The 22891-nt window shown below is 70.7% G+C and carries 22 protein-coding genes; 12 read left to right on the top strand and 10 right to left on the bottom strand.

The genetic code is table 11. From position 1 onward, the window contains the following. Positions 1-101: 101 nt before the first annotated feature. The 4 genes from ADK66_RS09630 to ADK66_RS09615 are packed head-to-tail and all read left to right on the top strand — an operon-like array spanning position 102 to position 5459. The gene (locus ADK66_RS09630; RefSeq protein ID WP_053653582.1) at positions 102-1430 is read left to right on the top strand and encodes an ABC transporter substrate-binding protein; all 1329 of its coding nucleotides are present in this window, start codon (positions 102-104) and stop codon (positions 1428-1430) included. A gap of 20 nt (positions 1431-1450) precedes the next feature. Beyond that, on the top strand, positions 1451-2407 hold the full coding sequence (locus ADK66_RS09625) for a carbohydrate ABC transporter permease (RefSeq protein ID WP_053653579.1): 957 nt from the start codon (positions 1451-1453) through the stop codon (positions 2405-2407). After that, the gene (locus ADK66_RS09620; RefSeq protein WP_231639978.1) at positions 2404-3324 is read left to right on the top strand and encodes a carbohydrate ABC transporter permease; all 921 of its coding nucleotides are present in this window, start codon (positions 2404-2406) and stop codon (positions 3322-3324) included. Before ADK66_RS09625 ends, ADK66_RS09620 begins: the two co-directional genes overlap by 4 nt. After that, positions 3321-5459, top strand: coding sequence for an alpha-galactosidase (locus ADK66_RS09615; RefSeq protein WP_053653577.1), 2139 nt, complete (start codon positions 3321-3323; stop codon positions 5457-5459). The genes ADK66_RS09620 and ADK66_RS09615 overlap by 4 nt, the downstream gene beginning before the upstream one ends. 131 nt (positions 5460-5590) lie before the next feature. On the opposite strand, the gene ADK66_RS09610 is transcribed toward ADK66_RS09615, so the two are convergent. Continuing rightward, the gene (locus ADK66_RS09610) at positions 5591-6415 is read right to left on the bottom strand and encodes a hypothetical protein (RefSeq protein WP_157552355.1); all 825 of its coding nucleotides are present in this window, start codon (positions 6413-6415) and stop codon (positions 5591-5593) included. 275 nt (positions 6416-6690) lie between these two features. Between ADK66_RS09610 and ADK66_RS09605 the strand changes: the two genes are divergently transcribed. Genes ADK66_RS09605 through ADK66_RS09590 form a run of 4 tightly spaced genes read left to right on the top strand, consistent with a single transcriptional unit; the run spans position 6691 to position 9229 of the window. Next, positions 6691-7092, top strand: a complete 402-nt coding sequence (locus tag ADK66_RS09605) for a YciI family protein (RefSeq protein WP_053653572.1) — start codon at positions 6691-6693, stop codon at positions 7090-7092. Between the two features lie 3 nt (positions 7093-7095). Continuing rightward, positions 7096-8379 (top strand): RNA polymerase sigma factor, encoded by a 1284-nt coding sequence (locus ADK66_RS09600; RefSeq protein ID WP_053653571.1) that lies wholly within the window; start codon positions 7096-7098, stop codon positions 8377-8379. A 7-nt stretch (positions 8380-8386) separates the two neighbouring features. After that, complete coding sequence (locus tag ADK66_RS09595) at positions 8387-8707, top strand: multidrug efflux SMR transporter (protein ID WP_053653570.1); 321 nt, start codon at positions 8387-8389, stop codon at positions 8705-8707. Positions 8708-8722: 15 nt separating this feature from the next. Further along, positions 8723-9229, top strand: a complete 507-nt coding sequence (locus ADK66_RS09590) for a M23 family metallopeptidase (protein ID WP_053653569.1) — start codon at positions 8723-8725, stop codon at positions 9227-9229. 163 nt (positions 9230-9392) lie between these two features. Here the strand turns inward: ADK66_RS09590 and ADK66_RS09585 are convergent, their stop codons facing one another. Continuing rightward, positions 9393-10424, bottom strand: a complete 1032-nt coding sequence (locus ADK66_RS09585; RefSeq protein ID WP_197281470.1) for a glycoside hydrolase family 43 protein — start codon at positions 10422-10424, stop codon at positions 9393-9395. A 223-nt stretch (positions 10425-10647) separates the two neighbouring features. Here ADK66_RS09585 and ADK66_RS09580 point away from each other — a divergent pair, with 223 nt between their 5' ends. Then, complete coding sequence (locus ADK66_RS09580) at positions 10648-11523, top strand: endonuclease/exonuclease/phosphatase family protein (protein ID WP_197281469.1); 876 nt, start codon at positions 10648-10650, stop codon at positions 11521-11523. Between the two features lie 234 nt (positions 11524-11757). Here the strand turns inward: ADK66_RS09580 and ADK66_RS09575 are convergent, their stop codons facing one another. After that, on the bottom strand, positions 11758-13134 hold the full coding sequence (locus ADK66_RS09575; protein ID WP_053653566.1) for a cellulase family glycosylhydrolase: 1377 nt from the start codon (positions 13132-13134) through the stop codon (positions 11758-11760). Between the two features lie 373 nt (positions 13135-13507). Here ADK66_RS09575 and ADK66_RS09570 point away from each other — a divergent pair, with 373 nt between their 5' ends. Together ADK66_RS09570 and ADK66_RS09565 are read left to right on the top strand one after the other, a co-directional pair. After that, positions 13508-14470, top strand: coding sequence for a TIGR03557 family F420-dependent LLM class oxidoreductase (locus ADK66_RS09570; protein ID WP_053653565.1), 963 nt, complete (start codon positions 13508-13510; stop codon positions 14468-14470). Beyond that, on the top strand, positions 14467-15306 hold the full coding sequence (locus ADK66_RS09565; protein ID WP_053653564.1) for an alpha/beta fold hydrolase: 840 nt from the start codon (positions 14467-14469) through the stop codon (positions 15304-15306). The genes ADK66_RS09570 and ADK66_RS09565 overlap by 4 nt, the downstream gene beginning before the upstream one ends. A 143-nt stretch (positions 15307-15449) precedes the next feature. Here ADK66_RS09565 and ADK66_RS09560 read toward each other — a convergent pair whose 3' ends face one another. The 7 genes from ADK66_RS09560 to ADK66_RS09530 form a co-directional block, all read right to left on the bottom strand. Next, the gene (locus ADK66_RS09560) at positions 15450-16370 is read right to left on the bottom strand and encodes a hypothetical protein (protein WP_053653563.1); all 921 of its coding nucleotides are present in this window, start codon (positions 16368-16370) and stop codon (positions 15450-15452) included. 141 nt (positions 16371-16511) lie between these two features. Further along, entirely contained in the window at positions 16512-17327 is an 816-nt protein-coding gene (locus ADK66_RS09555; protein WP_053653562.1) for an endonuclease/exonuclease/phosphatase family protein, read from the bottom strand. Positions 17328-17334: 7 nt separating this feature from the next. Continuing rightward, positions 17335-18825, bottom strand: a complete 1491-nt coding sequence (locus ADK66_RS09550) for a phosphatase PAP2 family protein (RefSeq protein ID WP_053653561.1) — start codon at positions 18823-18825, stop codon at positions 17335-17337. An 81-nt stretch (positions 18826-18906) separates the two neighbouring features. Continuing rightward, on the bottom strand, positions 18907-19905 hold the full coding sequence (locus tag ADK66_RS09545; RefSeq protein ID WP_053653560.1) for a YihY/virulence factor BrkB family protein: 999 nt from the start codon (positions 19903-19905) through the stop codon (positions 18907-18909). Further along, the gene (locus ADK66_RS09540) at positions 19898-20902 is read right to left on the bottom strand and encodes a diacylglycerol kinase family protein (protein WP_053653680.1); all 1005 of its coding nucleotides are present in this window, start codon (positions 20900-20902) and stop codon (positions 19898-19900) included. The genes ADK66_RS09545 and ADK66_RS09540 overlap by 8 nt, the downstream gene beginning before the upstream one ends. A 95-nt stretch (positions 20903-20997) precedes the next feature. Next, on the bottom strand, positions 20998-21576 hold the full coding sequence (locus tag ADK66_RS32670; protein ID WP_053653559.1) for a Clp protease N-terminal domain-containing protein: 579 nt from the start codon (positions 21574-21576) through the stop codon (positions 20998-21000). Next, the gene (locus ADK66_RS09530) at positions 21576-21812 is read right to left on the bottom strand and encodes an HTH domain-containing protein (RefSeq protein ID WP_053653558.1); all 237 of its coding nucleotides are present in this window, start codon (positions 21810-21812) and stop codon (positions 21576-21578) included. The genes ADK66_RS32670 and ADK66_RS09530 overlap by 1 nt, the downstream gene beginning before the upstream one ends. A gap of 157 nt (positions 21813-21969) precedes the next feature. Between ADK66_RS09530 and ADK66_RS09525 the strand changes: the two genes are divergently transcribed. After that, positions 21970-22830, top strand: a complete 861-nt coding sequence (locus ADK66_RS09525) for a universal stress protein (protein WP_053653557.1) — start codon at positions 21970-21972, stop codon at positions 22828-22830. Positions 22831-22891 lie beyond the last annotated feature (61 nt).

The following is a 22891-nucleotide window of genomic DNA, read 5'->3' as shown; positions in this document are numbered from 1 at the left end:
TGTGGATTCTCGGTGGATCCCGATGTGTATTTCACGAGGCCGGCCCGTTCTCCACCTGACGGCCCTTGAGCGCAGCACCTCTTCATCCGCAGGAGGCACAGATGTCCCGTCCCCGATCCCAGGCCGAGTACCTCGCTCGGCTCGTACCGCCCTCCGTCGCCGGCATCAACCGACGCTCGCTGCTGGCCGGTGCGGCCGGCACCGGCGCGCTGCTCGGCACCGGCCTGCTCGCCGGCTGCGGCGACGACTCCGGCTCCGGTGGGTCCAGCAAGGACGTGTCACTCGGCTCGAACCAGTCCGACCCGAAGCCCAAGGACGTCGTCGCGAAGATCGCCGACGGGTTCAAGACCTCGTCCGGCGTTCAGGTCGCTGTCAACACTGTCGACCACAACACGTTCCAGGAGAACATCAACAACTACCTTCAGGGCAAGCCGGACGACGTGTTCACCTGGTTCGCCGGCTACCGGATGCGCTTCTTCGCCGCCAAGGGCCTGGCCGGTGACATCAGCGACGTGTGGGGCAAGCTCTCCGGCTATTCCGACGCCTTCAAGAAGGCGTCCACAGGGGACGACGGCAAGCAGTACTTCGTTCCGGCGACGTACTACCCGTGGGCTGTCTTCTACCGCAAGTCGGTCTGGAAGCAGTACGGCTACGAGGTGCCCACGACCCTTGACCAGTTCACCGCACTCGGCGCGCGGATGAAGGGCGACGGCCTGACCCCGATCGCCTTCGCCGACAAGGACGGCTGGCCGGCGATGGGCACCTTCGACATCCTCAACCTGCGCATCAACGGCTACCAGTTCCACATCGACCTGATGGCCGGCAAGGAAGCCTGGACCTCCGACAAGGTCAAGAAGGTCTTCGACACCTGGGCCGGCCTGCTCCCCCTGCACCAGCCGGACAGCCTCGGCCGCACCTGGCAGGAGGCCGCGCAGTCGTTGCAGCAGAAGAAGAGCGGCATGTACCTGCTCGGCCTCTTCGTCGGTCAGCAGTTCAGCAACGAGGAGCAGGACGACCTCGACTTCTTCACCTTCCCGGAGATCGACCCGTCGATCGGCGCCAAGGCGCTGGACGCCCCGATCGACGGCTACATGATGGCCCGCAAGCCCAAGAACGAGGACAACGCCCGCAAGCTGCTGGAGTACCTCGGCAGCAAGGACCCCGCGGACATCACCGTCAAGAACGACCCGGCCACGCTCGTCGCCAACACCGGCGCGGACGTCAGCGGCTACACCGCGTTGCAGAAGAAGGCCGCCGAGCTGGTGGGCTCCGCCACCGAGATCGCCCAGTTCCTCGACCGGGACACCCGGCCGGACTTCGCCTCCACGGTGATCATCCCGGCGATCCAGCAGTTCATCAAGAACCCCAAGGACATCGGCGGGCTCACCTCGTCCATCGAGAACCAGAAGAAGTCGATCTTCACTGACTGACGGCGGAAAGGGGAGGACAGATGTCCGACCTGCCCCTGATCCAAGCGGATCGCGCCGTGCCGCCGCCTGCGGCGACCCCCACCACTGGTGGTCGTCGCAGGCGGCTACGGCTCCTGTCCCGCACCGACCGCGTGGTCATCACGCTGATGGTGCTCGTCCCGCTGCTGCTCGTCACCGCCTTCGTCTGGCTGCCGGCGGCGGCCACAGTGGTGCTCTCCGGCACCAACTGGGACGGCATCGGCCCTCTCAACGAAATCGAGTTCGTCGGCGCGCGTAACTACAGCGACGTGGTGAACATCTACCCGCCGTTCGTGCCGGCGATCCAGAACAACCTGCTCTGGCTTGCGGTGCTGTTCCTGGTGGCCACCCCGTTCGGCATGTTCCTGGCCGTCCTGCTCGACAAGGAGCTGAAGGGCAGCCGGTTCTACCAGACCGCGCTCTACCTGCCCGTGGTGCTCTCGCTGGCCCTGATCGGCTTCGTCTGGCAGCTGCTCTACTCCCGCGACCAGGGGCTGATCAACGCCGTCTTCGGCAGCAGCATCGACTGGTACGGCGACTCGAACGTCAACATCTGGGCCGTCATGATCGCCTCCGGCTGGCGGCACGTCGGCTACATCATGCTGCTGTACCTGGCCGGGTTGAAGGGCGTCGACCCGTCGCTGCGGGAGGCCGCCGCAGTCGACGGCGCCTCGGAGAGCCGCACGTTCTTCCGGGTGGTGTTCCCGGTGCTGCGTCCGATCAACGTCATCGTGCTTGTGGTGACGGTGATCGAGTCGCTGCGCGCGTTCGACCTGGTCTGGGTGGTCAACAAGGGCCGCAACGGATTGGAGTTGATCTCCGCGCTGGTCACCCAGAACGTCGTGGGTGAGGCGAGCCGGATCGGCTTCGGCTCGGCGCTGGCGACCATCATGCTCGTCGTCTCACTTGTCTTCATCACCATCTACCTGGCGACCGTGATGAGGGAGAACCGCCAATGAGCACCGCGACCGCGACCCGGCGTACGGGAGGCGAGGCCGACGCCGACGCCCCGGCCCCCCGCCGCAGGCTCACCCCACTGCGGCTGCTGCTGCACGGCTTCCTCATCGCCGTCTCGCTGATCTGGCTCTTCCCGATCGCCTGGGCGGTGCTGACGTCGCTGCGCTCCTACGAGTACACAGCCGCCAACGGCTACGTCTCGTTCGGAGGCTGGACCTTCGACAACTACGTGACCGCCTGGCGGACGGCCGAGTTCGGCCAGCACTTCCTCAACTCGGTGTACATCACCGTGCCGGCGGTGCTGCTGACGCTCTTCCTCGCCTCCTGCGTGGCGTTCGTCATCGCCCGGTTCAGCTGGAAACTCAATCTCATCCTGCTCGGCGTGTTCACCGCCGCCAATCTGCTGCCGCAGCAGGCGCTGCTGATCCCGCTGTTCCGCCTCTACACCGAGGTGCCGCTGCCGGAGTTCATGAGCGACTCCGAACTGCTCTACGACAGCTACTGGGGTCTGATCCTGATCAACGTGGCGTTCCAGTGCGGGTTCTGCGTCTTCGTGCTCAGCAATTACATGAAGGCGCTGCCCCGCGACCTGTATGAGGCGGCGATGGTCGACGGGGCGAGTGTCTGGCGGCAGTACTGGCAGGTGACCATGCCGCTGTGCCGGCCGGCCCTGGCCGCGCTGGCCACGCTGGAGGTGACCTGGATCTACAACGAGTTCTTCTGGGCCACAGTGCTGATGCGTACCGGCGACAAGTTCCCCGTCACCAGCTCGCTCAACAACCTGCGCGGCCAGTTCTTCACCGACAACAACCTGGTCTCGGCGGGCAGCGTGCTCGTCGCGATCCCCACCCTTGTCATCTTCTTCATGCTCCAGCGACACTTCGTCCGGGGCCTGACCCTGGGAGCTTCCAAAGGATGACGATCCTGCAGCTGCGCCGCGCGCGGACCAGCCTGGTGCTCGACGCACGCGGCCCGGGGCTGCCCCGGGTCGTGCACTGGGGTGGCGACGTCGGCGACCTCGACGACGACGAGCTGCGGCACCTCGTGGACGCGACAGTACCGCCGGTGGTGCCGAGCAGCTTCGACGAGCCTCCGGTGCTGTCGCTGCTGCCCGAACCGAGCGCCGGCTGGAGCGGCCGGCCGGGGCTGGCCGGGCACCGCGACGGACGGGACTGGTCGACAGCGTTCCACCTCGACGGGTTGGACGTGGACGACACCGGTGCGGGTCCGGCGGGGCTGACCGTACGGGCGTCGGACCCGGCCGCCGGCCTGTCGCTGACCATCGAGATCACGCTGGACCCGCACGGCCTGCTGACCGTGCGGCACGTGCTGCGCAACGACGGCGACGGCGCGTACGAGCTGCGGGAGCTGACGCCGGTGCTGCCGGTGCCGGCGGTCGCCACCGAACTGCTCGACCTGACCGGCCGGTGGTGCCGGGAGCGGTCCCCTCAGCGGCACCCGTGGCAGTACGGCAGCTGGGTTCGCGAGGGGCGGCACGGGCGCACCGGGCACGACGCCACACTGCTGCTGATCGCCGGCACCGCCGGATTCGGCTTCGGTGACGGCGAGGTGTGGGCGGTGCACACCGCGTGGAGCGGTGACCACGTCGCATTCGCCGAGCGTCACCCCACCGGTGTGTCGACGATCGGCGGCGGTGAACTGCTGGCCCCCGGCGAGATCCGGCTCGCCCCCGGCGAGTCCTACACCACTCCCCTGCTCTACGCGGTGTGGTCCGACGCCGGGCTGGACGGTCTCAGCGACGTGCTGCACACCCACCTACGGGAACGACCCGGGCATCCGCGCTCCCCCCGCCCGGTGACCCTCAACGTCTGGGAGGCCGTCTACTTCGACCACGACCTCGACCGGCTGCGTGCGCTCGCCGACCGGGCCGCGCAGATCGGGGTGGAGCGGTTCGTGCTCGACGACGGCTGGTTCCGGGGACGGCGCGACGACACCGCCGGGCTCGGCGACTGGTACGTCGACGAGGACGTGTGGCCGGACGGCCTGCAACCGCTCATCGACCACGTGACAGGTCGAGGGCTCCAGTTCGGCCTCTGGGTGGAACCGGAGATGGTCAACCCGAACTCCGACCTGTTCCGCGCGCACGCCGACTGGCTGCTGGCAGTGCCGGGGCGGCTGCCGCCGGCCTGGCGAAACCAGCAGGTGCTCGACCTGGGCCGCCCCGAGGCGTACGACTATCTGCTGGAACGCCTCGACGCGCTGCTCACCGCGCATCCCGGCATCGGTTACCTCAAGTGGGACCACAACCGGGATCTCACCGAGGCGGGGCACGACGGCCGTCCGGGGGTGCACGGGCAGACAGTGGCGGTCTACCGGCTCCTGGACGAGCTGCGCAGCCGACACCCCGACGTGGAGATCGAGAGCTGTTCGTCAGGTGGCGCCCGCGTGGATCTGGCCATCCTGGCCCGTACCGACCGGGTCTGGGCCAGCGACTGCAACGACGCCCTGGAACGGCTCAGCATCCAGCGGTGGACCGGCCTGCTGCTGCCACCGGAGCTGGTCGGCACGCACATCGGTCCGGACCGTTCACACACCACGCACCGGGTGCACGACCTCGGGTTCCGGGCCGCCACAGCGCTGTTCGGCCACTCCGGCATCGAGTGGGACATCACGTCGATCAGCGAGGCCGACCAGGCCGAGCTGGCCGCCTGGGTGGCGCTGCACAAGCGGCTACGCCCGCTGCTGCACACCGGCCGGGTGGTCCGGGTCGACCACCCGGACCCGGCCGTCTGGGCGCACGGCGTGGTCGCCCACGACAAGACCCGAGCGGTGTACGCGGTGGCGCGGCTTGCCACCTCGGTGGCGCAGGTCCCGGGCGCGGTCCGGCTGCCCGGCCTGGACCCGGCCCGCCGTTACCTGGTCCGCCCCGTGCCGGACGTCCCGGCCCCGGCCGCCATCGACCTCCGCCCGCCCACCTGGGTGGACGCAGGTGTCACGCTCAGCGGGGCAGCGCTGGCCCGGATCGGAGTACAACTACCGGCGCTGCACCCGGAACAAAGCCTCGTCCTAGAGGTCACCCCCGCCGCAAGCTGAACCCCCGCCCCCGCCCTCGTCGATCTTGCACTTTCTGCCTCGACTTTCGGCACCAAAGCCTCATATCCGCGACACAAACTGCAAGATCGCGGAGGTGGGGGCGGGGGCGGGCTCGATCGAGTGCCGGGCCGTCAGCTGCCGTCCGTCGGGTCCTCGTCGAACGGCGGCGACACCTCGCGGTTCCAGGAGCGGACCACGTAACCTCTGGTGATGTCCTGGAGGTGCAGGGACACGTCGATCAGGGTGTTCATCTCATCGATCACCTCCTCGAAATCGTCGAAGGTGACCAGGAACCGGCGATCGTGGGTGGCCATCTCGGGGGTTCCGGATTTCTTGGCGAAGAAGGCTGCCTCGTGGGAGATCCCTGGCCCCGCAGCGAAGGTCACCTCCATCGGTGGACTTTCGGGCCCCTGCACGGTCAACCGGTCGCTCTCCTCGGCCACCACCATGCGCTTCAGGCACTGCGCGGCGTCGGCGAGGGTGGCGGTCCCGGTGAAGTAGACCGCGAAACCGTCGCGTGGCCATACGCACGTCAAGTCGCTTTCGGTAAGCGCGTCGAGGGCGTCGTCGACTCTGGACTCGGCTTCGGTCAGCGGCACGCCCAGTTGCGGGGCGTAGGCGACGAGGCCCGTCGCATCCTCCACGACGTGTCCGATCCGGTACACGGCTTCGACGAGCCACGTGGCGTCCGTCTCGTGGTCCGGCCAGCACGGCAGATCGACGGCCGCCTCGCCGGACCGGTGGCGCACGATGATGCCGCTCGGCTGGTGGATCAGCGTGCGGGTCGGGCCGTCCTGGCCCAGGACCACCTCACCGAGGATGTCCCGTACGCCGGCGACGATGGCGTCCCACGCCTGCGGGTCCGACGGCTCGCCCGTGTTCTCCCGTTCGCCACCCGATGCCTCCAATGAGGACGGTCCGATGGGATCGGGTAGCAGAACAAGACCGAAACTCATGGCGGTCAGACTAGACCGCCCCCCAGACATAAAGATTCCCTAGAGCGGGCGTGGCGCGTCGGTGCTCGGCAGGCGGCTGGCGCGGGCCGCAGGCGACCCGGCGGAGCGGGCGACCCGGCGGAGCGGGCGACCCGGCCGAGCAGAGTCTCGTGCTGGAGGTCGACGCCGTCGACTGATTCCGTGAATTTTCCGCCGGGGTGTCGAGAACGACGTCGCCTGCTTCTACCTCAGGGTGAAAGCACCGACGACCGGTGCGCAGGCGTGAGGAGCAAACGATGAAGTACATGCTGTTGATGCAGTTCAGCGTCGCCGGGGCCGACTTCCCCAGCATCGACACCTGGAGCCCGGCGGAGATCCAAGCCCACATCGCGTTCATGGGCGAGGTCAACGGCAAGCTCACCGCCTCCGGTGAGTGGGTCGACGGGCAGGGCCTCGGCGGCCCCCAGCAGGTCCGGATCGTCCGTGCTGGCGACGACGGGACCCCGCTGGTCACCGAGGGGCCGTTCGCCGAGACGAAGGAGTTCCTCGCCGGGTTCTGGATCGTCGACTGCGACAGCCCGCAGCGGGCCGTGGAGCTGGCCGCGTACATCTCCACCGCACCCGGCCCCGGCGGCCGGCCGCTGAACATGCCGATCGAGGTGCACCCGGTGATGTCCGCGCCGCCTGAGGAGGTGTGAGGGCTGAGCACCGATCCCCGCATCGAGGACCTGCTGCGCGAGTTGGCGCCGCAGGTCCTCGGCGTGCTCACCCGCCGGTTCGGTGACTTCGCCGCCGCAGAGGACGCGATGCAGGAGGCGATGGTGGCCGCCGCGACCCAGTGGCCGGTCGACGGGCTGCCGGCCAACCCGCGTGGCTGGCTGATCCAGGTCGGCTACCGCCGAATGATCGAGTTGGTCCGCGGCGAGCAGGCCCGACGCCGCCGGGAGGACCTGGTGGCCCGCCGGGACCCGGACGATCGGCAGCACGCACCAGCCGCGGACGAGGAGTTGACCGCCGAACGCGACGACACCCTGGTGCTGCTGTTCCTCTGCTGCCATCCGGCGCTCGCCCCGGCGTCGGCCGTCGCGCTGACCCTGCGCGCGGTCGGCGGGCTGAGCACCGCCGAGATCGCCCGCGCCCTTCTCGTGCCCGAGGCCACCATGGCTCAGCGAATCAGCCGGGCCAAGCAGCGCATCCGCTCCTCCGGGTTGCCGTTCCGGATGCCCGAGCCCGCCGAGCGAGCCGAGCGGCTGGCAGCGGTGCGGCAGGTGCTCTACCTGATCTTCACCGAGGGGCACACCAGCACCGCCGGCCCGGACCTGCGCCGGGTCGACCTGGCCGGAGAAGCCATCCGGTTGACCCGCGTCCTGCACGCCCAGCTGCCCGCCGACAGTGAATCCGCCGGACTGCTGGCGCTGATGCTGCTCACCGAGGCGCGCAGCGCGGCGCGTACCGGACCCTCCGGGGAACTGATCTCGCTCACCGACCAGGATCGCAGCCGCTGGGACGCGGCGGCGATCGCCGAGGGCGTCACGCTGGTTACCGGGGCCCTGCCGCGCGGGCCGCTCGGCCCGTACCAGGTGCAGGCCGCCATCGCCGCGCTGCACGACGAGGCGCCGAGCACCGACGCGACCGACTGGCCGCAGATCCTGGCGCTCTACGAGGTGTTGGAACGGCTCGCCGCCAGCCCGGTGGTCGCCCTCAACCGGGCCGTGGCGGCAGCCATGGTGTACGGCCCGGCGGTGGGTCTCGCCGCTCTCGACGCTCTGGCCGACGACCCCCGGCTGGCCGGGCGCCACCGCCTGCCCGCCGCCCGCGCGCACCTGCACGAGATGGCCGGCGACCGGAACCGGGCGATAGCCGACTACCGGGCCGCCGCCGCGCGCACGAACAGCCTGCCAGAGCAGCGCTACCTCACCATGAGGGCCGCCCGACTCGCCGTCGAGACCGGGGATGGATCAGTCGCGAAGACCATCGAGAGCTAGGGGACGCATGGCGTACGTGCTGCTGGGGATTGCCATCGCCGCCGAGGTGGTGGCGACCAGCCTGCTCAAGTCCACCGCCGGGTTCAGCCGGCTCTGGCCCACAGTGGCCTGCGTCGGTGGCTACCTGCTTGCGTTTCTCCTGTTGGCGCAGGCCGTCAAGGAGATACCGGTCGGTGTCGCGTACGCCCTCTGGTCGGGTCTGGGCACCGCGGCCATCGTGGCGATCGGCGCGGTGTTCCTGGGCGAGTCGATCGGGTTGGTCAAACTCACCGGCATCGCGTTGATCATCGCCGGGGTGGTCATCGTAAACCTGACCGGCGAGCACTGACCGCGGGTCGGCCGGGTGGCCGGGCCCTCTGCTGTTCCTCTGCTGCCACAGCCCGCGCAGGCGGCCCGGCCCGGCTTCCGGATGCCGTTCCTGTGCGGCCAGACCTGGCAGGGCAACAACTGGAACGGGCACAGCCCCGCCCACGCGATCGACTGGAATCACTACAGCGCCAGCGGCGCCCCTGACGACCTCCGTCGCCGGACGGTCGCCAGCGCCGCGGGCACCGTGCTGGAGTCGTACTACTCGACGACCTCCGGCTACGGGAACACCATCGTCATCGGACACGGCGGCGGCTGGCGCACCCGGTACGCCCATCTGGACTCGCGTGCCGTGGCCAAGGGGGCCACCGTGAAGCGCGGCACCGTCATCGGCCGGGTCGGGGCCACCTCGGCGAAGTACAACCTGAGCCCACACCTGCACTACGAGCAGATCCACAACGGAAGCGTCGTGGTCGCGGTCGTCCAGGGCGTCACCTGGTCCGACGGCCGCAAGGCCAACCAGAAGAGCACCAACAACTGCTGAACCGCGACGTCCCCGGGTCGCCGTCCGGGTCGACGACGCACCCGGGCGCTGCCGGCTCGGCAGGCCGCGCGGCGAGCCCTGCGTCGACCCGGCCCGGAGCCCGGAGCCGCCGCGTCCGGGCCCGTCGCCGCCGTCACGGCGCCGGGCCCGGGCCGGCGTCAGATCAGAGGAACGCGCCGACGCGGGGTGTCGCGCCGTCCCAGCGGAAGATCGCGGCGTAGAGCGCACGGCGGGGGTCGGAGGGCAGCGAACCGTCGGCCTTCGGTCGGCACGGGGCGTTGCCGTCGCAGACCCACCCGTGCAGGAAGATCCGCTGTTCGTCTTCCACCAGGGCCGGGACCAGGTCCGCGCCTCCCGGGCCGCAGATCCCGGTACCGGCGGTGGTGAGCAGCGGGCGCTCCGCCTTGCCGTGGAAGTCCCACCGGTCGGTGGAGGTGAGATAGACGGTGGCGTAGCTGCAGTTGTTGAAGGCGTACCGGGAGGCGAACAGCACGAACGTGGCGCCGCGCTGCCGCAGCACCGGATTCTCGATGATGCCGCCGCTGCGGGTCAGCTCCCCGCTGGCGTTGCCGACCCAGCGGGTGCCGCCGTCGTTGACCCGGAGCATCCGGATCGAGGACGGTGTCTGCTGCGTCTTGTAGAGCACGAAGCGTCGGCCGTCGGCGTCGACGAACGGTGACGGATCGATGACGCCAGCGCCGGCGACCGGCCGCCCCGGCACCGCGTCGTCGGCGTTGTGCGCGCCTCCCGGGCAGATCAGGGGCGCGGCACCCACCGGTGTGTACGGGCCGCTGACATCGGAGGAGATGGCGGCACCGATGCACCGCTGCCTGTCGTTCATGCCCTTGGCGGGCAACGAGTAGTAGAGCACCCATCCGGCGGAGGTCTGCACCGCGTCGGGCGCCCACACATTGCCGTTCTCGGCCCAGTCCGGCACCGAGCCGAGGGCCGGGCCGATTTCGGTCCACGGCCCCGAGGCCGTGCCACCTCGGTAGACCGGAGCCCCGTCGCCGGTGGTGAAGGCGAAGAAGTCGTCGTTGTGCCGCACCACTCCGGGGTCGGCGAGGCTTTTGTCGGACAGCGCGTACACCGGTCGTGGGGTGGCTGCTGCGGCGGGCGCGGGGGCGGAGCCGACGACGGCGAGCGCCGTCACGGCGGCGGCCAGCACGGGTCGCCAGAAAGTTCGCGGACGCACGGGATCTCCTTGGCGTGACAGGTGAGGGGATGGCGAATCGGAAGGGCAGCGCCGAGCGTGCCCGCGTGCCCCGCGCCTGTCAAGATTCTTCATTTAGTATCGACTATACGAAAATTTCTTCGAATGACCGTAGGAAACCTTCCGTCAATTCCTCTGTTCGGATAATATCCTTCACCGCCGTGTAGCAGCCATGTCGACTGCCGGCATCGTGGAGGGAGTGCCCATGCAAGGTGGAAGACGCTGGTCAGCGCGAGGCGCAGGCGCCGTCGTCGGCGCGGCCGTGTTGCTGGTGAGCTTGCTGCCCGGCGCTCCGGCCGCCGCGGCGAACTCGACCTTCAGGGCGGCGACGCTCAACATCCTCAACGCACTCACCCAGGCGCAGTTCGCCCAGGACCTGCAACTGATCACCTCTCGGGCGGACCTGGTCGGTCTCAACGAGGTCGGCAACCGCAAGGCGTACCTGCAGGACTGGGCCGCCGACAACGGCTGGTGGCTGTACGCGCCCGAGCCGGTCCAGGCGGCGAACGAGGCGCTGCTGGCCAGGAAGAGCATGTTCGACGTGGTCGACAAGGGATCGAACTTCGTGTGCGACACGAACGGGCCGGGTGACGTGCCGCCCGCCCGGTACAACAACTGGGTCAAGTATCGGCACAAGCAGACCGGGCGCAACGTCTACCACATCAACGCGCACGCCAACGCCGGCATCGAGAGCAACGGGCGGCCCGAGAACCTGCCCCGCACCGACTGTGCCGAGCAGCAATTCCGGGCACTGAAGAACCTGGCGGCCGACAAGAAGGACACCGGCCAGGTCATCGTCAGCGGCGACCTGAACGTCGACTTCAGCGCCGACCGGGCATACGGGTACGCGAAGTTCCCGTGGCGGGTCTTCGAGGCCAACGAGGTGCCCAATTTGCGTTCCTGCTACAACCTCTACGGCGAGAAGGGCAACGGCACGCACGGCAACCGACACATCGACTACATCTACTTCTGGAAGCGTGTCGAGGAACTGCGCGTGATGTGGATGATCGACTATGCCATCGTCGGCGGAACCAACTCCGATCACAACGGTGTGGTGGCCGATTTCGCCCTCGCCCCGTAGTCACCGGGAACCGAGCCGCGGCGCCCGTCGCGTCGGGGTCGCCCTCCCAGTTCGGGGGCGGCTCCGGCTCGCCGGGTCGCGCGGGCGTGACCGCCGCCCCGGGCCGGCCGGTCGCGCCGATGCGCATCGCGTTGATCATCGCCGGCGTGGTCGTCGTGAACCTGACCGGCGAGCACTGACCGCGGGGCGGCCGGGTGGCCGGGCCCGATGCGAGACCCGGCCACCGGCCGTCGGTCAGCTCGCCGTGCAGGTCACCTCCGGCTTGGCGTTGGTGCCGGTCCAGCCGCCGATGAAGCCGAAGCTGGCGCTGGCCCCGGCCGCCAACCGGCCGTTGTAGTCCACGTTGCGGGCGGTCACTGTGGTGCCGCTGCTTGTCACAGTGGCGTTCCAGGACTGGGTGACGCTCTGGCCGTTGGCGAAGGTCCACCGCACGGTCCAGCCGGTGATCGCGGCGGTGCCGGCGGTCACCTGTACCTCACCCTGGAAGCCGCCCTGCCACTGGTTGGTGATCGCGTACGCCGCGGTGCAGCCACCGGCGGGCGGAGGCGTCGTGGGCGGCGGGGTCGTGGGCGGAGGCGTCGTCGGCGGCGGAGTGGTGGGCGGCGGGGTCGTCGGCGGCGGCAGGCTGTCGTAGATGCTCGCCTGCCGGGAGGTCTGCCGGATGCCGTTGGCGCCGTTGAAGATCCGCTCGCCCCAGGTGGTGAGGCTCGCCGGGTTGAAGGAGGTGGCCATGTCGAGGTACTCCACGCCGCCACCGTTGCCGCTCCACGACCAGCCCAGCCAGCCGATCCCGTTGGCCTGGCTGTAGGAGAGGATGGTGTCCTCGTCGGGGTCACCGTCGGAGTGGTTGAAGCCGAACTCGCCCACCACGATCGGCAGCCCTGCCGCTCGGAACCGGCCCAGATAGTCGGTGATCTCCGCGGCGGTGTCGAAGACGCCGTACATGTGGATGGAGAACACGGTGTTGCGGGCCGGGTCGGCGGCGAACACCGAGGCGGCGTTGTCGCGCATGGTGAACGACCAGTCCTGCCCCCAGTTCGGGGCGTCCACCATGATGGTGTGGGCCAGCCCGGTAGCGCGGAGCCGCTTGATCGCGTTGGCGTTGTCGGTGGCCCAGGAGGCGTAGTTCTGGTTGCCGTACGGCTCGTTGCCGATGTTGACGATGACGAACTTCTCCTGGCCGGCGAGGACGTCGGCGAGGCTGATCCAGTAGTCGACGGCACGGTCGAGGGTGATGGCCCCGCTCTGCTCGCCGTACCCGGTGGTGTCGTGCACCTCCAGCACGCAGATCAGCCGATTGCCCTTGCACGTGGAGATGACGTTTGCGACGTCGGCGTTGGTGTTGCGGGTCCACCTGTCGCCGCTGGAGAGCACCACCCGCACGGTGTTCGCGCCGAGCGCCTTGACGTCGGCGAACGCCCTGGTCTGCTGCGGGTACCAGGTGTGCGCGTGGTTGACCCCGCGCATGATGAATTCGGTGCCGTTGGCGTCGTAGAGCTTGCCGCCCGAGACGGTGAAGCCGGTGGCGGCGTGCGCCGGCTGCCCGAACGCCAGCACGGCGACGAGCAGCGCGAGCAGTGCCGCACCGGCGGCGGAGAGTCGAGTTTTCATGGCATTCCTCAGGGAGGACCCCCGGTGCCCGACAGGGGTGGGACGTGACAGGGGTTGGCAGCTGCAGCCCGGCAGCCGCGCCCGGCTCGCGTCGGCGCAGACATCAGCGTAGGGCGATGGATCGTTTGCCGCAATCGGTTCAGTGCACCGGCCAGAGGCGCGGACAGCGGTGACGCCCACGCTGACGCGGGTCGCTGCGCTGCGCGCAGTCCAGCGCCCAGGCGCTCCGGGCCACAGCACTTAACCGGTTAATTGACTGGTGGGTGGACCCGCCATCGATCGCACATCGCGTCTTACGAACCGGACGGGAGGGTTGAGCTCTGCTGCCCTGGGTATCCCCGGACGATCCGGGCGGTGGGAAGGAGATACCAGGATGGTGAGCGTCGGCTACACCCTGATGTGCGAGCAGGCCGGTCCGAAGCAACTGGTCGACCACGCGGTACGCGCCGAGGCCGCCGGCTTCGACCAGCTGGTGATCTCCGACCACTACTACCCCTGGCTGGACGAACAGGGCCACTCCCCGTACGCCTGGTCGGTGCTCGGCGCGGTCGCCCACGCCACCTCCCGCGCGGAGCTGATGTCGTTCGTGACCTGCCCGATCCGCCGCTACCACCCGGCAGTGGTCGCGCAGAAGGCAAGCACCATCGGGGCGCTCTCGGACGGGCGGTTCACCCTCGGTCTGGGCGCCGGCGAGAACCTCAACGAGCATGTCGTGGGCGGCTGGCCGCACGTGCAGCAGCGGCACGAGATGTTCGAGGAGGCGTTGCAGATCATCCGGCCGCTGCTCAACGGCGAGACGCTCACCTTCTCCGGCAACCACTTCGACGTACCCGACGCCTACGTCTGGGACCGCCCCGAGCGGCCCGTGCCGATGGCGATCGCCGCCTCCGGCAGGCAGTCCGCCACCCTGGCCGCCGAATACGGCAACGGCCTGGTCTCCACCGAGCCCGACCGGCACCTCATCGAGATGTACGACGACGCCGGTGGCGCGGGCCAGCCCCGCTACGGGCAGGTGGCCATCTGCTACGGCCCGGACGAGGCGGAGTGCCGCAAGATCGTGCACGACCAGTTCCGCTGGTTCGGGCTGGGTTGGAAGGTCAACGCCGACCTGCCGGGGCCGGAGTCCTTCGCCGCCGCCACCCAGTTCGTCAGGGAGGAGGACGTCGCCGAGGGCGTCTCCTGCGGCCCGGACGTCGACGCGCACGTCGAGGCGTTCCGCAAGTTCGTCGACGCGGGCTTCACCCACGTGGCGATCATCCAGGTCGGCGGCGAGACCCAGCCGATGTTCCTGGACTGGGCGCAGGAGCAGTTGCTGCCCCGCCTGCGGGCGCTGTGAGAACGACCCCCACCGGTCGATTCGGTCGGGCGGAACTCCGGCTGGCGCTCGCCGCGCCCCGGCCGGCCGCCGGGCTGACAAGCGAATGGCGGCTCGTCGACGGGTTACGCACGCACACAAGGCGCGGCTGCGACCCGGGCACCGGCGCACCGCCAGTGGTGCTTGTGCACGGGCTGGCGGTCTCGCACCGCTACCTCACCCCGCTGGCTGTCGCGCTTGCCGCCACCCATCCGGTGTACGTGCCGGACCTGCCCGGATTCGGGCTCACCGAACGCCCCCGGCGCGCCTACGACGTACGGCGGCACGCCGAGCACCTAGCCTCCTGGCTGGCCGCGTACCGGCTGCCGGCGGTCTGCCTGCTCGGGCACTCCTTCGGCGCTGAGGTGGCCGCCGCGCTCGCCGCGAGCGACCCCGGGTCCGTACGCGCGCTGGTGCTCGCCTCGCCGACAAGTGACCCGGCGGCACGGTCCCGCCGGGCGCTGTTCGGCAGGTGGCTTGTGGACACCTCGCGCGAGGCGCCGCTACAGGCGCCGATCCTGGTACGCGACGTGTGGAACGCCCGGCCCTGGCGGGTCTTCGCGTCGCTGTCGCACTCGGCCCGCAACGCCGTCGAGGCCGACCTGGTACGGATCACCGCGCCGACCCTCGTCGTCGCCGGTGCCCGGGATCCGGTGGTACCGGCGGGGTGGCGGGCTCAGGCGGCCCGGCTGGCCGGCGCCGACCTGGTGGTCGTCCCTGGTGCCGCGCACAACGTGGCCACCACCGCCCCGACGGCGGTCGCCGACGCGATCCGCCACCTGCTCGCCCCCGCTCTGACGACGCAACCCCCACTCTGACGACAAGGTGAACCCATGCGCTTCGGCAACACGGAAATCCGGCCCCTCGGCGGTGGCCTCGGCTGCCTGCTGATGGTCCTCTTCTCGATCCTCGCCTCGGTGGTGCTCACGGTGCTGCTCAACGTGGTGCTCTGAGCGGTTGGTCAGCGGCGCAGACCCAGGGCGCTGAACACCTCGCGGGTGGCAAGCCGGGCCGGATCGAGGACCGATCGGCGGATCCACCGGGCCACCGGCGTCACAGTGGCCCGCCAGAGCGCCCGCACGCCACGCGCCACCGGCACGACGGTCACCGACCAGACCCACCGCACACCTTGCAGCAGCGGGACGACTGTGTGCCGCCACACCCAGCGCAGCGCACGCCCGAGCGGACGCAGCAGCAGCCGGTGGAGCTGCCGTAGCAGCCATCCGGCTGTCCGCCACGCGCCGAGCACCGCGGCGACGATCAGCAGGCCGACGCCCCGGATGGCCCACCAACACCACCGGCCCAGCCAGGTCAGCGCGGCGGCCACCGCACCGACGAGCACCCCGAACCCCTGCCACAGCTGCCGGCCCAGGGGAGCGAGCACCGCGCCCAGCCACCGCAGCGGCCGGACCACGCCCCGGTCGACGAGCCAGCGCACCGCGCGGCCCGACCAGACCAGCGGCGGGCGGATCACCACGCGCCCCAGCCACACCAGCGGCTCCCACACCAGCCAGCGCATCCCCCGCGCGGCCGCAAGCGCCACCGCCACCAGCAGGCCGCCGAGCGCCACGAGGGGCACCCAGACCAGCACGCGGGCACTCCACGCGAGGCCCCGCCCCAGCCAGACCAGCGGCAGCCAGACCAGCGTGCGCCCCGCCCAGACCAGCGGCAGCCAGAGCAGGGTACGCAGCGCCCAGGCCAGCGGCGCCAGCAGCCAGCGGTGCAGGAAGCGACCTGTCGGGTCGAGAACGTGGCGTTGCAGGAGCCGGCCGGAGGCCGCGATCAGCTCCCAGAGCAGGCGTACCGGAAGCACCACGATCAGCGCCACACCGCGCGCGACGGCCGCGACAGGCGAAAGCTCGACGGCGGCCGGCTCCGCCACGAAAGGATCGGGCGGGAGTCCTGCCGGACCGGTCACATAGGAGTCTCTCCTGTGGCCGAATGGCGGATCGCCGTGGCGGTCGTTCACGGTGGGCACGGTAACCGGTCGATGCCACAGCGGAAATCCGGGTCGCGCCGCCGGTCAGTGGGGTGCCGGGTCCAGTGCCAGCTCGGCCAGCAGCGGATAGTGGTCGGAGGCGGTGTCGGCCACCCCGCCGCGAACCACCCGGCACTCACGCACCCGAGCGGCCACCTCCGGGGTGCCGAACAGGTAGTCCAGTCGCATCCCGGCGAACTCTGCCCCGCCGAAGCGGGTGGGCACTGTCAGACCGTCGGCCTCCGGCGCGCCGTCGGCAGAGGCGGGCCACAGGTCGACAAGCCCGGCGGCCAGCAACCGGGCGACGGCGCGAGTGTCCACGGCACCGCCGCCACGCCGCAGGTGCCGTCTCCGGTAGAGGTCGGGCAGCCCGGCCAGGCGTGCGGTGTGGTCGACGGTCGGGTCGAGCGAGTTGAGGTCACCGGCGACGAGCGTCAGCGACCCCGGAGCGCGTCGCGCCGCCGCCACCAGCCAGTCGACCTCCATCCGCCGGCGCCCCCCGGAGTACGGGTAGAGGTGGGTGCCGAGCACCGTCAGCGGGCCGGCCGAGGTGGCCACCACGACGCGGGCTGCGGCGTGGTGGAACGGCCGGCGCAGCGTGCCCGCGTCCAGGACGTGCAGCGGCGGCCGGACCAGCACCGCCACGGGCTGACCGAAGCAGGATCGGGCCAGGTGGGCCGTCATGCCCAGCCGGCCCGCCACCTGCGCCATGAGTCCGCCCCGGTCGAAGCCGCGCAACTCCTGCAACGCCAGCACGTCCGGTGCCAGCCCGGCGACGACCTCGACCACCTGGTCCAAGCGGTCGGGACCGCCACGGTCCCGACCGCCGGTGCGGATGTTCCAGGTCAGCACCCGCAGCACGGGACGCTCAGTCAGGCCGGCCGGCGCGCGCCAGCTCGTCGTCGAGGGTGTCCACGTCCTCCGACTCGATGGTCGGCTGGTTGCCTTCCTTCAGGTCGGCGTTCGGGCGGATGACGAAGTAGAGAAGTCCGATCCAGAGCGCGGAGAGCAGGATCGCGCCCATGAAGTCGGTCGGGTGGTGCATTCCCCGGTACATCCGCGAGGTGGCCACCCCGACCGGCACGATCACGGCCAGCGCCACGAAGATCCAACGCCACCAGCGGTCGGTACGCGGAAACACGATGACGGTGATCGCGAGCCACACGCAGATCGTGGCCGCGATGTGCCCGGACGGGAACGACGAGGTGGGCATCGGCCCGTCCAGGTTCTCCACCGGCGGGCGCGGCCTGTCGACAGCCCGGGCCGAGGCGAGGAAGAGAGTCAGCTCGCCGATCATCGCCAGCGCCACGAACAGCACCGGACGCCAGCGGCGCCACACCGCGAGCACCAGCGGGCAGAACACCAGCGAGATCAGCAGGATCGCGTGGGTGTCGCCGAACTTGCTCCACCACCAGCTCACGTCGGTCAACACATCGGTGTGCCGCTCGGCGAACCAGCGCGGCACCTCCGTGTCGAGGGTGTCGAAGAAGGTGCCCTTGGCGTGGTAGCTGACGTACATGCCGAAGGCGTACAGCGCGCCGAACACGAGCACCCAGCCGACGAGCAGTTCGGCGACCGCCGAGCGGGGGTGGGCCAGCACGTGCTCCTCGGCCGGGGCGGGGGCGATGTCGTGCCCTGCCTCCGGCTCCAGCCCTTCGGCCAGCGACGGCACCGGCCGGCCACGCTCACGCCGCCACAGCCGGAAGGCGTACGCGGTCACGCCGAGCCAGGCGGCGGCCAGCAGCCAGCCGGCGAACACGTCGGAGACGAAGTGCACTCCCAGCGCGATCCGGGTCAGCCCGATAAGCGCCACCAGCACGCCGACGCCGACGATCGCCGGCTTACGCCAGCGGGGCGCCATCGCCGGCAGGAACACCAGCAGCAGCGCGCCGTACGCGACGAACGAGCCGAGCGCGTGCCCACTCGGGAAGCTGTTGCCGGGGGCGCTGGCGATCGGCACGTCCACCACGGGGCGGAGCCGGCCGACGAGCGCCTTGAGCGACGGGTCGAGGATCAGACCACCGACACCCGTGATGATCAGGTAGACGGCCAGCCGGGGCTGGCGCCGGATCAGCAGCCCGACCACGGCGATCGTGACGAGCCAGATGAGGATCGGCCGGCCGCCCAGGTCGGTCACCGCCTGGAGCACTGTGACGAGCGGATGGTGCGGCGCCACGAGCGAGTTGAACCACTCGGCCACCGCGTGGTCGGCGTCCTGCAACGGGCTCCACCGCGCCCGTACGAGCAACAGCAGCAGCCCGAAGGCCACCCCGGCGCCTGTGACGGCGACCAGACCCGCGATGCTCCGTTCGGCGAAATGACCGATCGGACGCCGCGCCACCTCTTTGACCGCGGTCACCCCGCACCTCCCTTGTCTACCTGGCGAGGCGCTTTACCCGATCCGCGTCGCGCGTACACGTGGGGCGGGTCGGAGGGCTGGTCAGAGGGCGGACATGTCGCCTGTGTCGAGGAGCTCGGAGCGGTCCGCCTCGGGCTCCCACAGGTCGGGTTGGGCGGGCTCCTGCACGCCGATCCGCAGCGCCTCCAGTTGGGCGGCGAAGGACAGCCCACCGAAGAGCGCCATGCCTGTGAGGTTGGCCCAGAGCAGCAGCGCCATCATGCCGGTCAGCGCGCCGTAGGTCTGGCCGAAGTCGTCGCTGAACCGCACGTACGCGGCGAGCAGCAGGCTGGCCAGCCACCAGAGGGCGGTGGCGATGCCGGCGCCGAAGAACAGCCAGGACAGGCCGGGCTGCCGTCGACGCGGCGCATGCCGGAACAGCACGGCCACGGCGAGCACGGTCAGCCCGAGGCTCAGCGGGAAGCGGACCACGTCCCAGATGCCGTTGGCGACCGCACCCCACTCGTAGTGCTTCCGTACCGAGTCGCCGACGGCGCCACCGGCGACCAGGATGAGGAAACCCGCAAGCGCGGGCAGGCCGGCGGTGACGGCCAGGACGGAGGCGCGGACGTACTTGCGCAGCGCCGGGCGGTCCCGTTCCACGCCGTAGATGCGGTTGGCGCCCCGTTCGATCTGGGCCATCGTGGTGGTCAACGTGACCAGCCCGGTGAGCAGACCGAGGGTGAGGGCCAACTCCCCGGCGTCCTCGACGCGTTCGCCCTCGCCGAGCAGTTCGGCGACCACCTGATCGCTCTGCCCGGGGCTGAGCGCCAGAACGGTGTCGGCGACGACCCGGCTGGCCTCGCCGCCCAGCTCGCTGATCAGGCCGGTGAGGGCGATCATGAACGGCACGACGGCGAGACAGAGCTGCAACGCGAAGGCCCGGGCGTGACTGAACCCGTCGCCGTAGCGGAACCGTACGAAGGCGTCGCGCAGCAGGTGCCAGCCGCCCTCGCGGCGCAGCGTGTGCCAGGCATCGTCGGCCGACAGTTCGGCGTCGGCCATCAGCCGGGTCTCCGGCACGATCCGGGTGCTACTCACGGCGCGCTTCTTCGATCAGCTGCTCGCCCCGCTCCCCGGCGCCCTGCGCGTCCACGGCCAGGTCGGGGCTGTCCTCGGGTTGCGGAACGCAGAGCCACAGCGCCTGGGGTCGGACCTCGGCCCGCAGCTGCCGCCCCGGCGCGATGAGGTCGCCGTCCAGTTCCCGGGGCTGCGCCCGGTTGCTGGTGACCTCGATTTTCCGGCCGCGGAACACCTCCATCCGTGGCACCTGCCCACTGCGGCGGATCACCGCCCAGCCGAGCGCGAGCCAGTGCCGCAGGTTGCGCGGGGTGAGGACGGCGACGTCGAGCCAGCCGTCGTCGGGCTCGGCCTCGGTGAGCAGGTGTACGCCGCCCTGTAGGCGGCCCACGTTGGCGATGAGGACCGAGCGGGCGCGGCGGCGTACCGGCGGTCGGTCGTCGATGCGGATCTGCACCCGCATCGGCCGGTCGCGCAGGTGCCGGGCGGCGCCCACCACGTACGCGGGCCAGCCGATGCGGGCCTTTGTGGTCTCGTTGGTGGCGGCGAGCATCTGGGCGTCGAAGCCCATGCCGGCCATCACTGTGAAGTAGTTGTCCTCGACGGCGCCGACGTCGAGCAGCCGCCGACCCCGCTCGATGGCCACCTCGATCCCGGCGGCGAGGTCGGTGGAGAGGCCGAGGTTGGCGGCGAGCAGGTTGCCGGTGCCCTGCGGCAGCACCGCGAGGGCCACATCGGTGCCGACCAGCCCGCTGACGCAGGACATCACTGTGCCGTCGCCGCCGCAGGCGAAGACGAGATCGACGCCGGCCTTGACTGCCTGCTCGGTCTGCCCCCGGCCCGGGTCGTCGACGGTGGTCTCGAACCACTGTGGTTCGGGCCAGCCTGCGGTGGCCAGGGCGTCGTTCACAGTGCGGCGCAGCTCGTCGAGATCGTCGACCTTCACCGGGTTGACCACCACGGCGGAGCGCAGCCCGCCGTCGCCGCCCGAGGGCCGCCTGTCCTGTCCAGCATCCACGGCGCCAGTGTGCAGCACTGTGGCGGCTTCAGCGACCCGGCGAGCCGGCGGCGTCGGGAGTGCCACAGACAGGTTTCAAACGCCGCCGGACCTGGTCAGGCTGCCGTCCGCAGCGCGGTCTCCACCCGGGCGCGCAGGTCGTCGAGGCCCACCCCGGACTCGGTGAGCACGAGGGCGCCCAGCCCACCGCCCTCGCGGAGCACCCCGAGCAGGATGTGCTCGGTGCCGATGTGCCGGTGACGCAGCCGCAGCGCCTCACGTAGTGACAACTCCAGCGCCTTCTTGGACCGGGACGAGAACGGCCCGCCGAGGTACCGCTTGCGCCCCCAGCGACGACGGGGCGCCGGTACTGCCTCGCGCAGCGCGTCCGGGCCGAAGGACTGCTCGATCCGGGCGACGATCGCCGCCAGGTCGATGCCGATCTCCCGCAGGGCGGCGGCGTCCGCGTCGCCGAGGCCGGCGCCCCCCGTAGCGGTGTGCTGCCTGATCCGGGCGCGGAGGTCGTCGGCGCGTACGCCCGCGTCGGCGAGCACCCGGCTGGCCAGACCGGCGTCGTCGGCGAGCAGTGCGAGCAACAGGTGCTCGGTGCCGACCGGCCGCTGGCCCTCGTCCCGTGCCTCCTCCAGCGCCCGCCGCACCACGCTGCGAGCCCGGTCGGTGAACCGTTCGAACATCACGCCTCCCAGGATTTGTTGACCGCCGGCCGCCCGGCGTGCTTCTTGTGCACCGCCTGCCGGCTGACCTCGAGCGCGTCGGCGATCTCCTGCCAGGACCAGCCCTGTCGACGGGCGTTGTCCACCTGGACCACCTCGAGCCGCTCGAGCAGCCGGCGCAGCGCGCGGACGGCACGCAGGCCGACCCGTGGGTCGGTGCTGCCGGCCGCCGCCGCGAGTTCTGTCGCCTGACTCATGCCGTCAACATACGTTGACACCACCACCGTTGTCAACCTCAGTTGACGACGCGCCGGACAACGACGGCGATCCGCCCCGCCACCCCCTGCCACCCGACTACCCTCGGTGAGGGACAGCGCGGTCGTACCGGGCGCGACGCCCGGGAGGTGATATCGGATGGCGGCACCCGCCGACGCGGAGGTGCTCGTCGGCCTCGGCTCGGAGCACGACCTCGCGGTCGTCGAGCAGGCCACGCGGGAGGCCGCCGGGCACGGCCGAGCACTGCACCTGCTGCACGTCTTCAACTGGCAGGCGGCCTTCTCGGCGGACACCGTCGCCGCACCCCGACAGCAGGCCGAGGAGCTGATCACCCAGGCCGCCCAGCTCGCCCACCGGATCGAGCCCGATCTGACAGTGAACGCCGAGATCGTCGAGGGCGCCATGCTGCCCACCCTCATCCGCCGGTCCGAGACGGCCTTCCTGCTCGCGGTCGGCGACAGCGGGATGGCAGGCAGCGGCCAGGGCGTTCCCGCCGAGACATCTGCCGTGCAGTTGGCCGCGCGAGCCGGCTGCCCGCTGCTCGTGGTTCGCCGCGAACCTCCGCCACAGGGCCCGGTGCTGGTCGGCGTGGACGGTTCACCCAGCTCCCACCTTGCCCTGCGCTGGGCGCTGGCCTGCGCCGCGAGACGCGACACCCCCCTGCTGGCGATGCGGGTGGCGGAGACCGACGAGGACACCGACGCGGTCGCCGAGCAACTCGGCGAGGCCATGGACCGCCACGCCCACCACCACCCGGAGGTGTCCACCGAGTGCCGCGTCGTGCGCGGTGACCCAGGGAAGGTCCTTGTCGACACGTCCCGGTCGGCGCAGGTGGTGCTTGTCGCCGCCCGTGGCGACGAACCCGGACGAGCCATTCTGGGCGCCGTGGCCCAGTCCCTGCTCTACCACTCCCCCGCCCCCGTGGTCGTCGTACGCGGCCTGGCCGAGGTGCCGCTCGCCGGGCCGGGTACCCGCCCGAACCGGGACCGACGGCCCTGACGTAAGGCATCGACAGCGACGAGGCTGAAAGCCGGAGGCCCGCCCCTACCCGAGAGGCAGC

Origin of the sequence: Micromonospora sp. NRRL B-16802 (assembly GCF_001279555.1) — a bacterium.
Classification (GTDB): Bacteria; Actinomycetota; Actinomycetes; order Mycobacteriales; family Micromonosporaceae; genus Micromonospora; species Micromonospora profundi.
This window is presented reverse-complemented; position numbering and strand designations above follow the sequence as displayed.

What these genes read in the sequence shown, in the direction of transcription:
- ADK66_RS09620 (WP_231639978.1), top strand. Translation starts at nt 2,404, where the DNA reads ATGAGCACCGCGACCGCGACCCGGCGTACGGGAGGCGAGGCCGACGCC.
- ADK66_RS09595 (WP_053653570.1), top strand. Translation starts at nt 8,387, where the DNA reads ATGGCGTACGTGCTGCTGGGGATTGCCATCGCCGCCGAGGTGGTGGCG.
- ADK66_RS09625 (WP_053653579.1), top strand. Translation starts at nt 1,451, where the DNA reads ATGTCCGACCTGCCCCTGATCCAAGCGGATCGCGCCGTGCCGCCGCCT.
- ADK66_RS09525 (WP_053653557.1), top strand. Translation starts at nt 21,970, where the DNA reads ATGGCGGCACCCGCCGACGCGGAGGTGCTCGTCGGCCTCGGCTCGGAG.
- ADK66_RS09615 (WP_053653577.1), top strand. Translation starts at nt 3,321, where the DNA reads ATGACGATCCTGCAGCTGCGCCGCGCGCGGACCAGCCTGGTGCTCGAC.
- ADK66_RS09580 (WP_197281469.1), top strand. Translation starts at nt 10,648, where the DNA reads ATGCAAGGTGGAAGACGCTGGTCAGCGCGAGGCGCAGGCGCCGTCGTC.
- ADK66_RS32670 (WP_053653559.1), bottom strand. Translation starts at nt 21,576, where the DNA reads ATGTTCGAACGGTTCACCGACCGGGCTCGCAGCGTGGTGCGGCGGGCG.
- ADK66_RS09570 (WP_053653565.1), top strand. Translation starts at nt 13,508, where the DNA reads ATGGTGAGCGTCGGCTACACCCTGATGTGCGAGCAGGCCGGTCCGAAG.
- ADK66_RS09630 (WP_053653582.1), top strand. Translation starts at nt 102, where the DNA reads ATGTCCCGTCCCCGATCCCAGGCCGAGTACCTCGCTCGGCTCGTACCG.
- ADK66_RS09530 (WP_053653558.1), bottom strand. Translation starts at nt 21,812, where the DNA reads ATGAGTCAGGCGACAGAACTCGCGGCGGCGGCCGGCAGCACCGACCCA.
- ADK66_RS09605 (WP_053653572.1), top strand. Translation starts at nt 6,691, where the DNA reads ATGAAGTACATGCTGTTGATGCAGTTCAGCGTCGCCGGGGCCGACTTC.
- ADK66_RS09610 (WP_157552355.1), bottom strand. Translation starts at nt 6,415, where the DNA reads ATGAGTTTCGGTCTTGTTCTGCTACCCGATCCCATCGGACCGTCCTCA.
- ADK66_RS09575 (WP_053653566.1), bottom strand. Translation starts at nt 13,134, where the DNA reads ATGAAAACTCGACTCTCCGCCGCCGGTGCGGCACTGCTCGCGCTGCTC.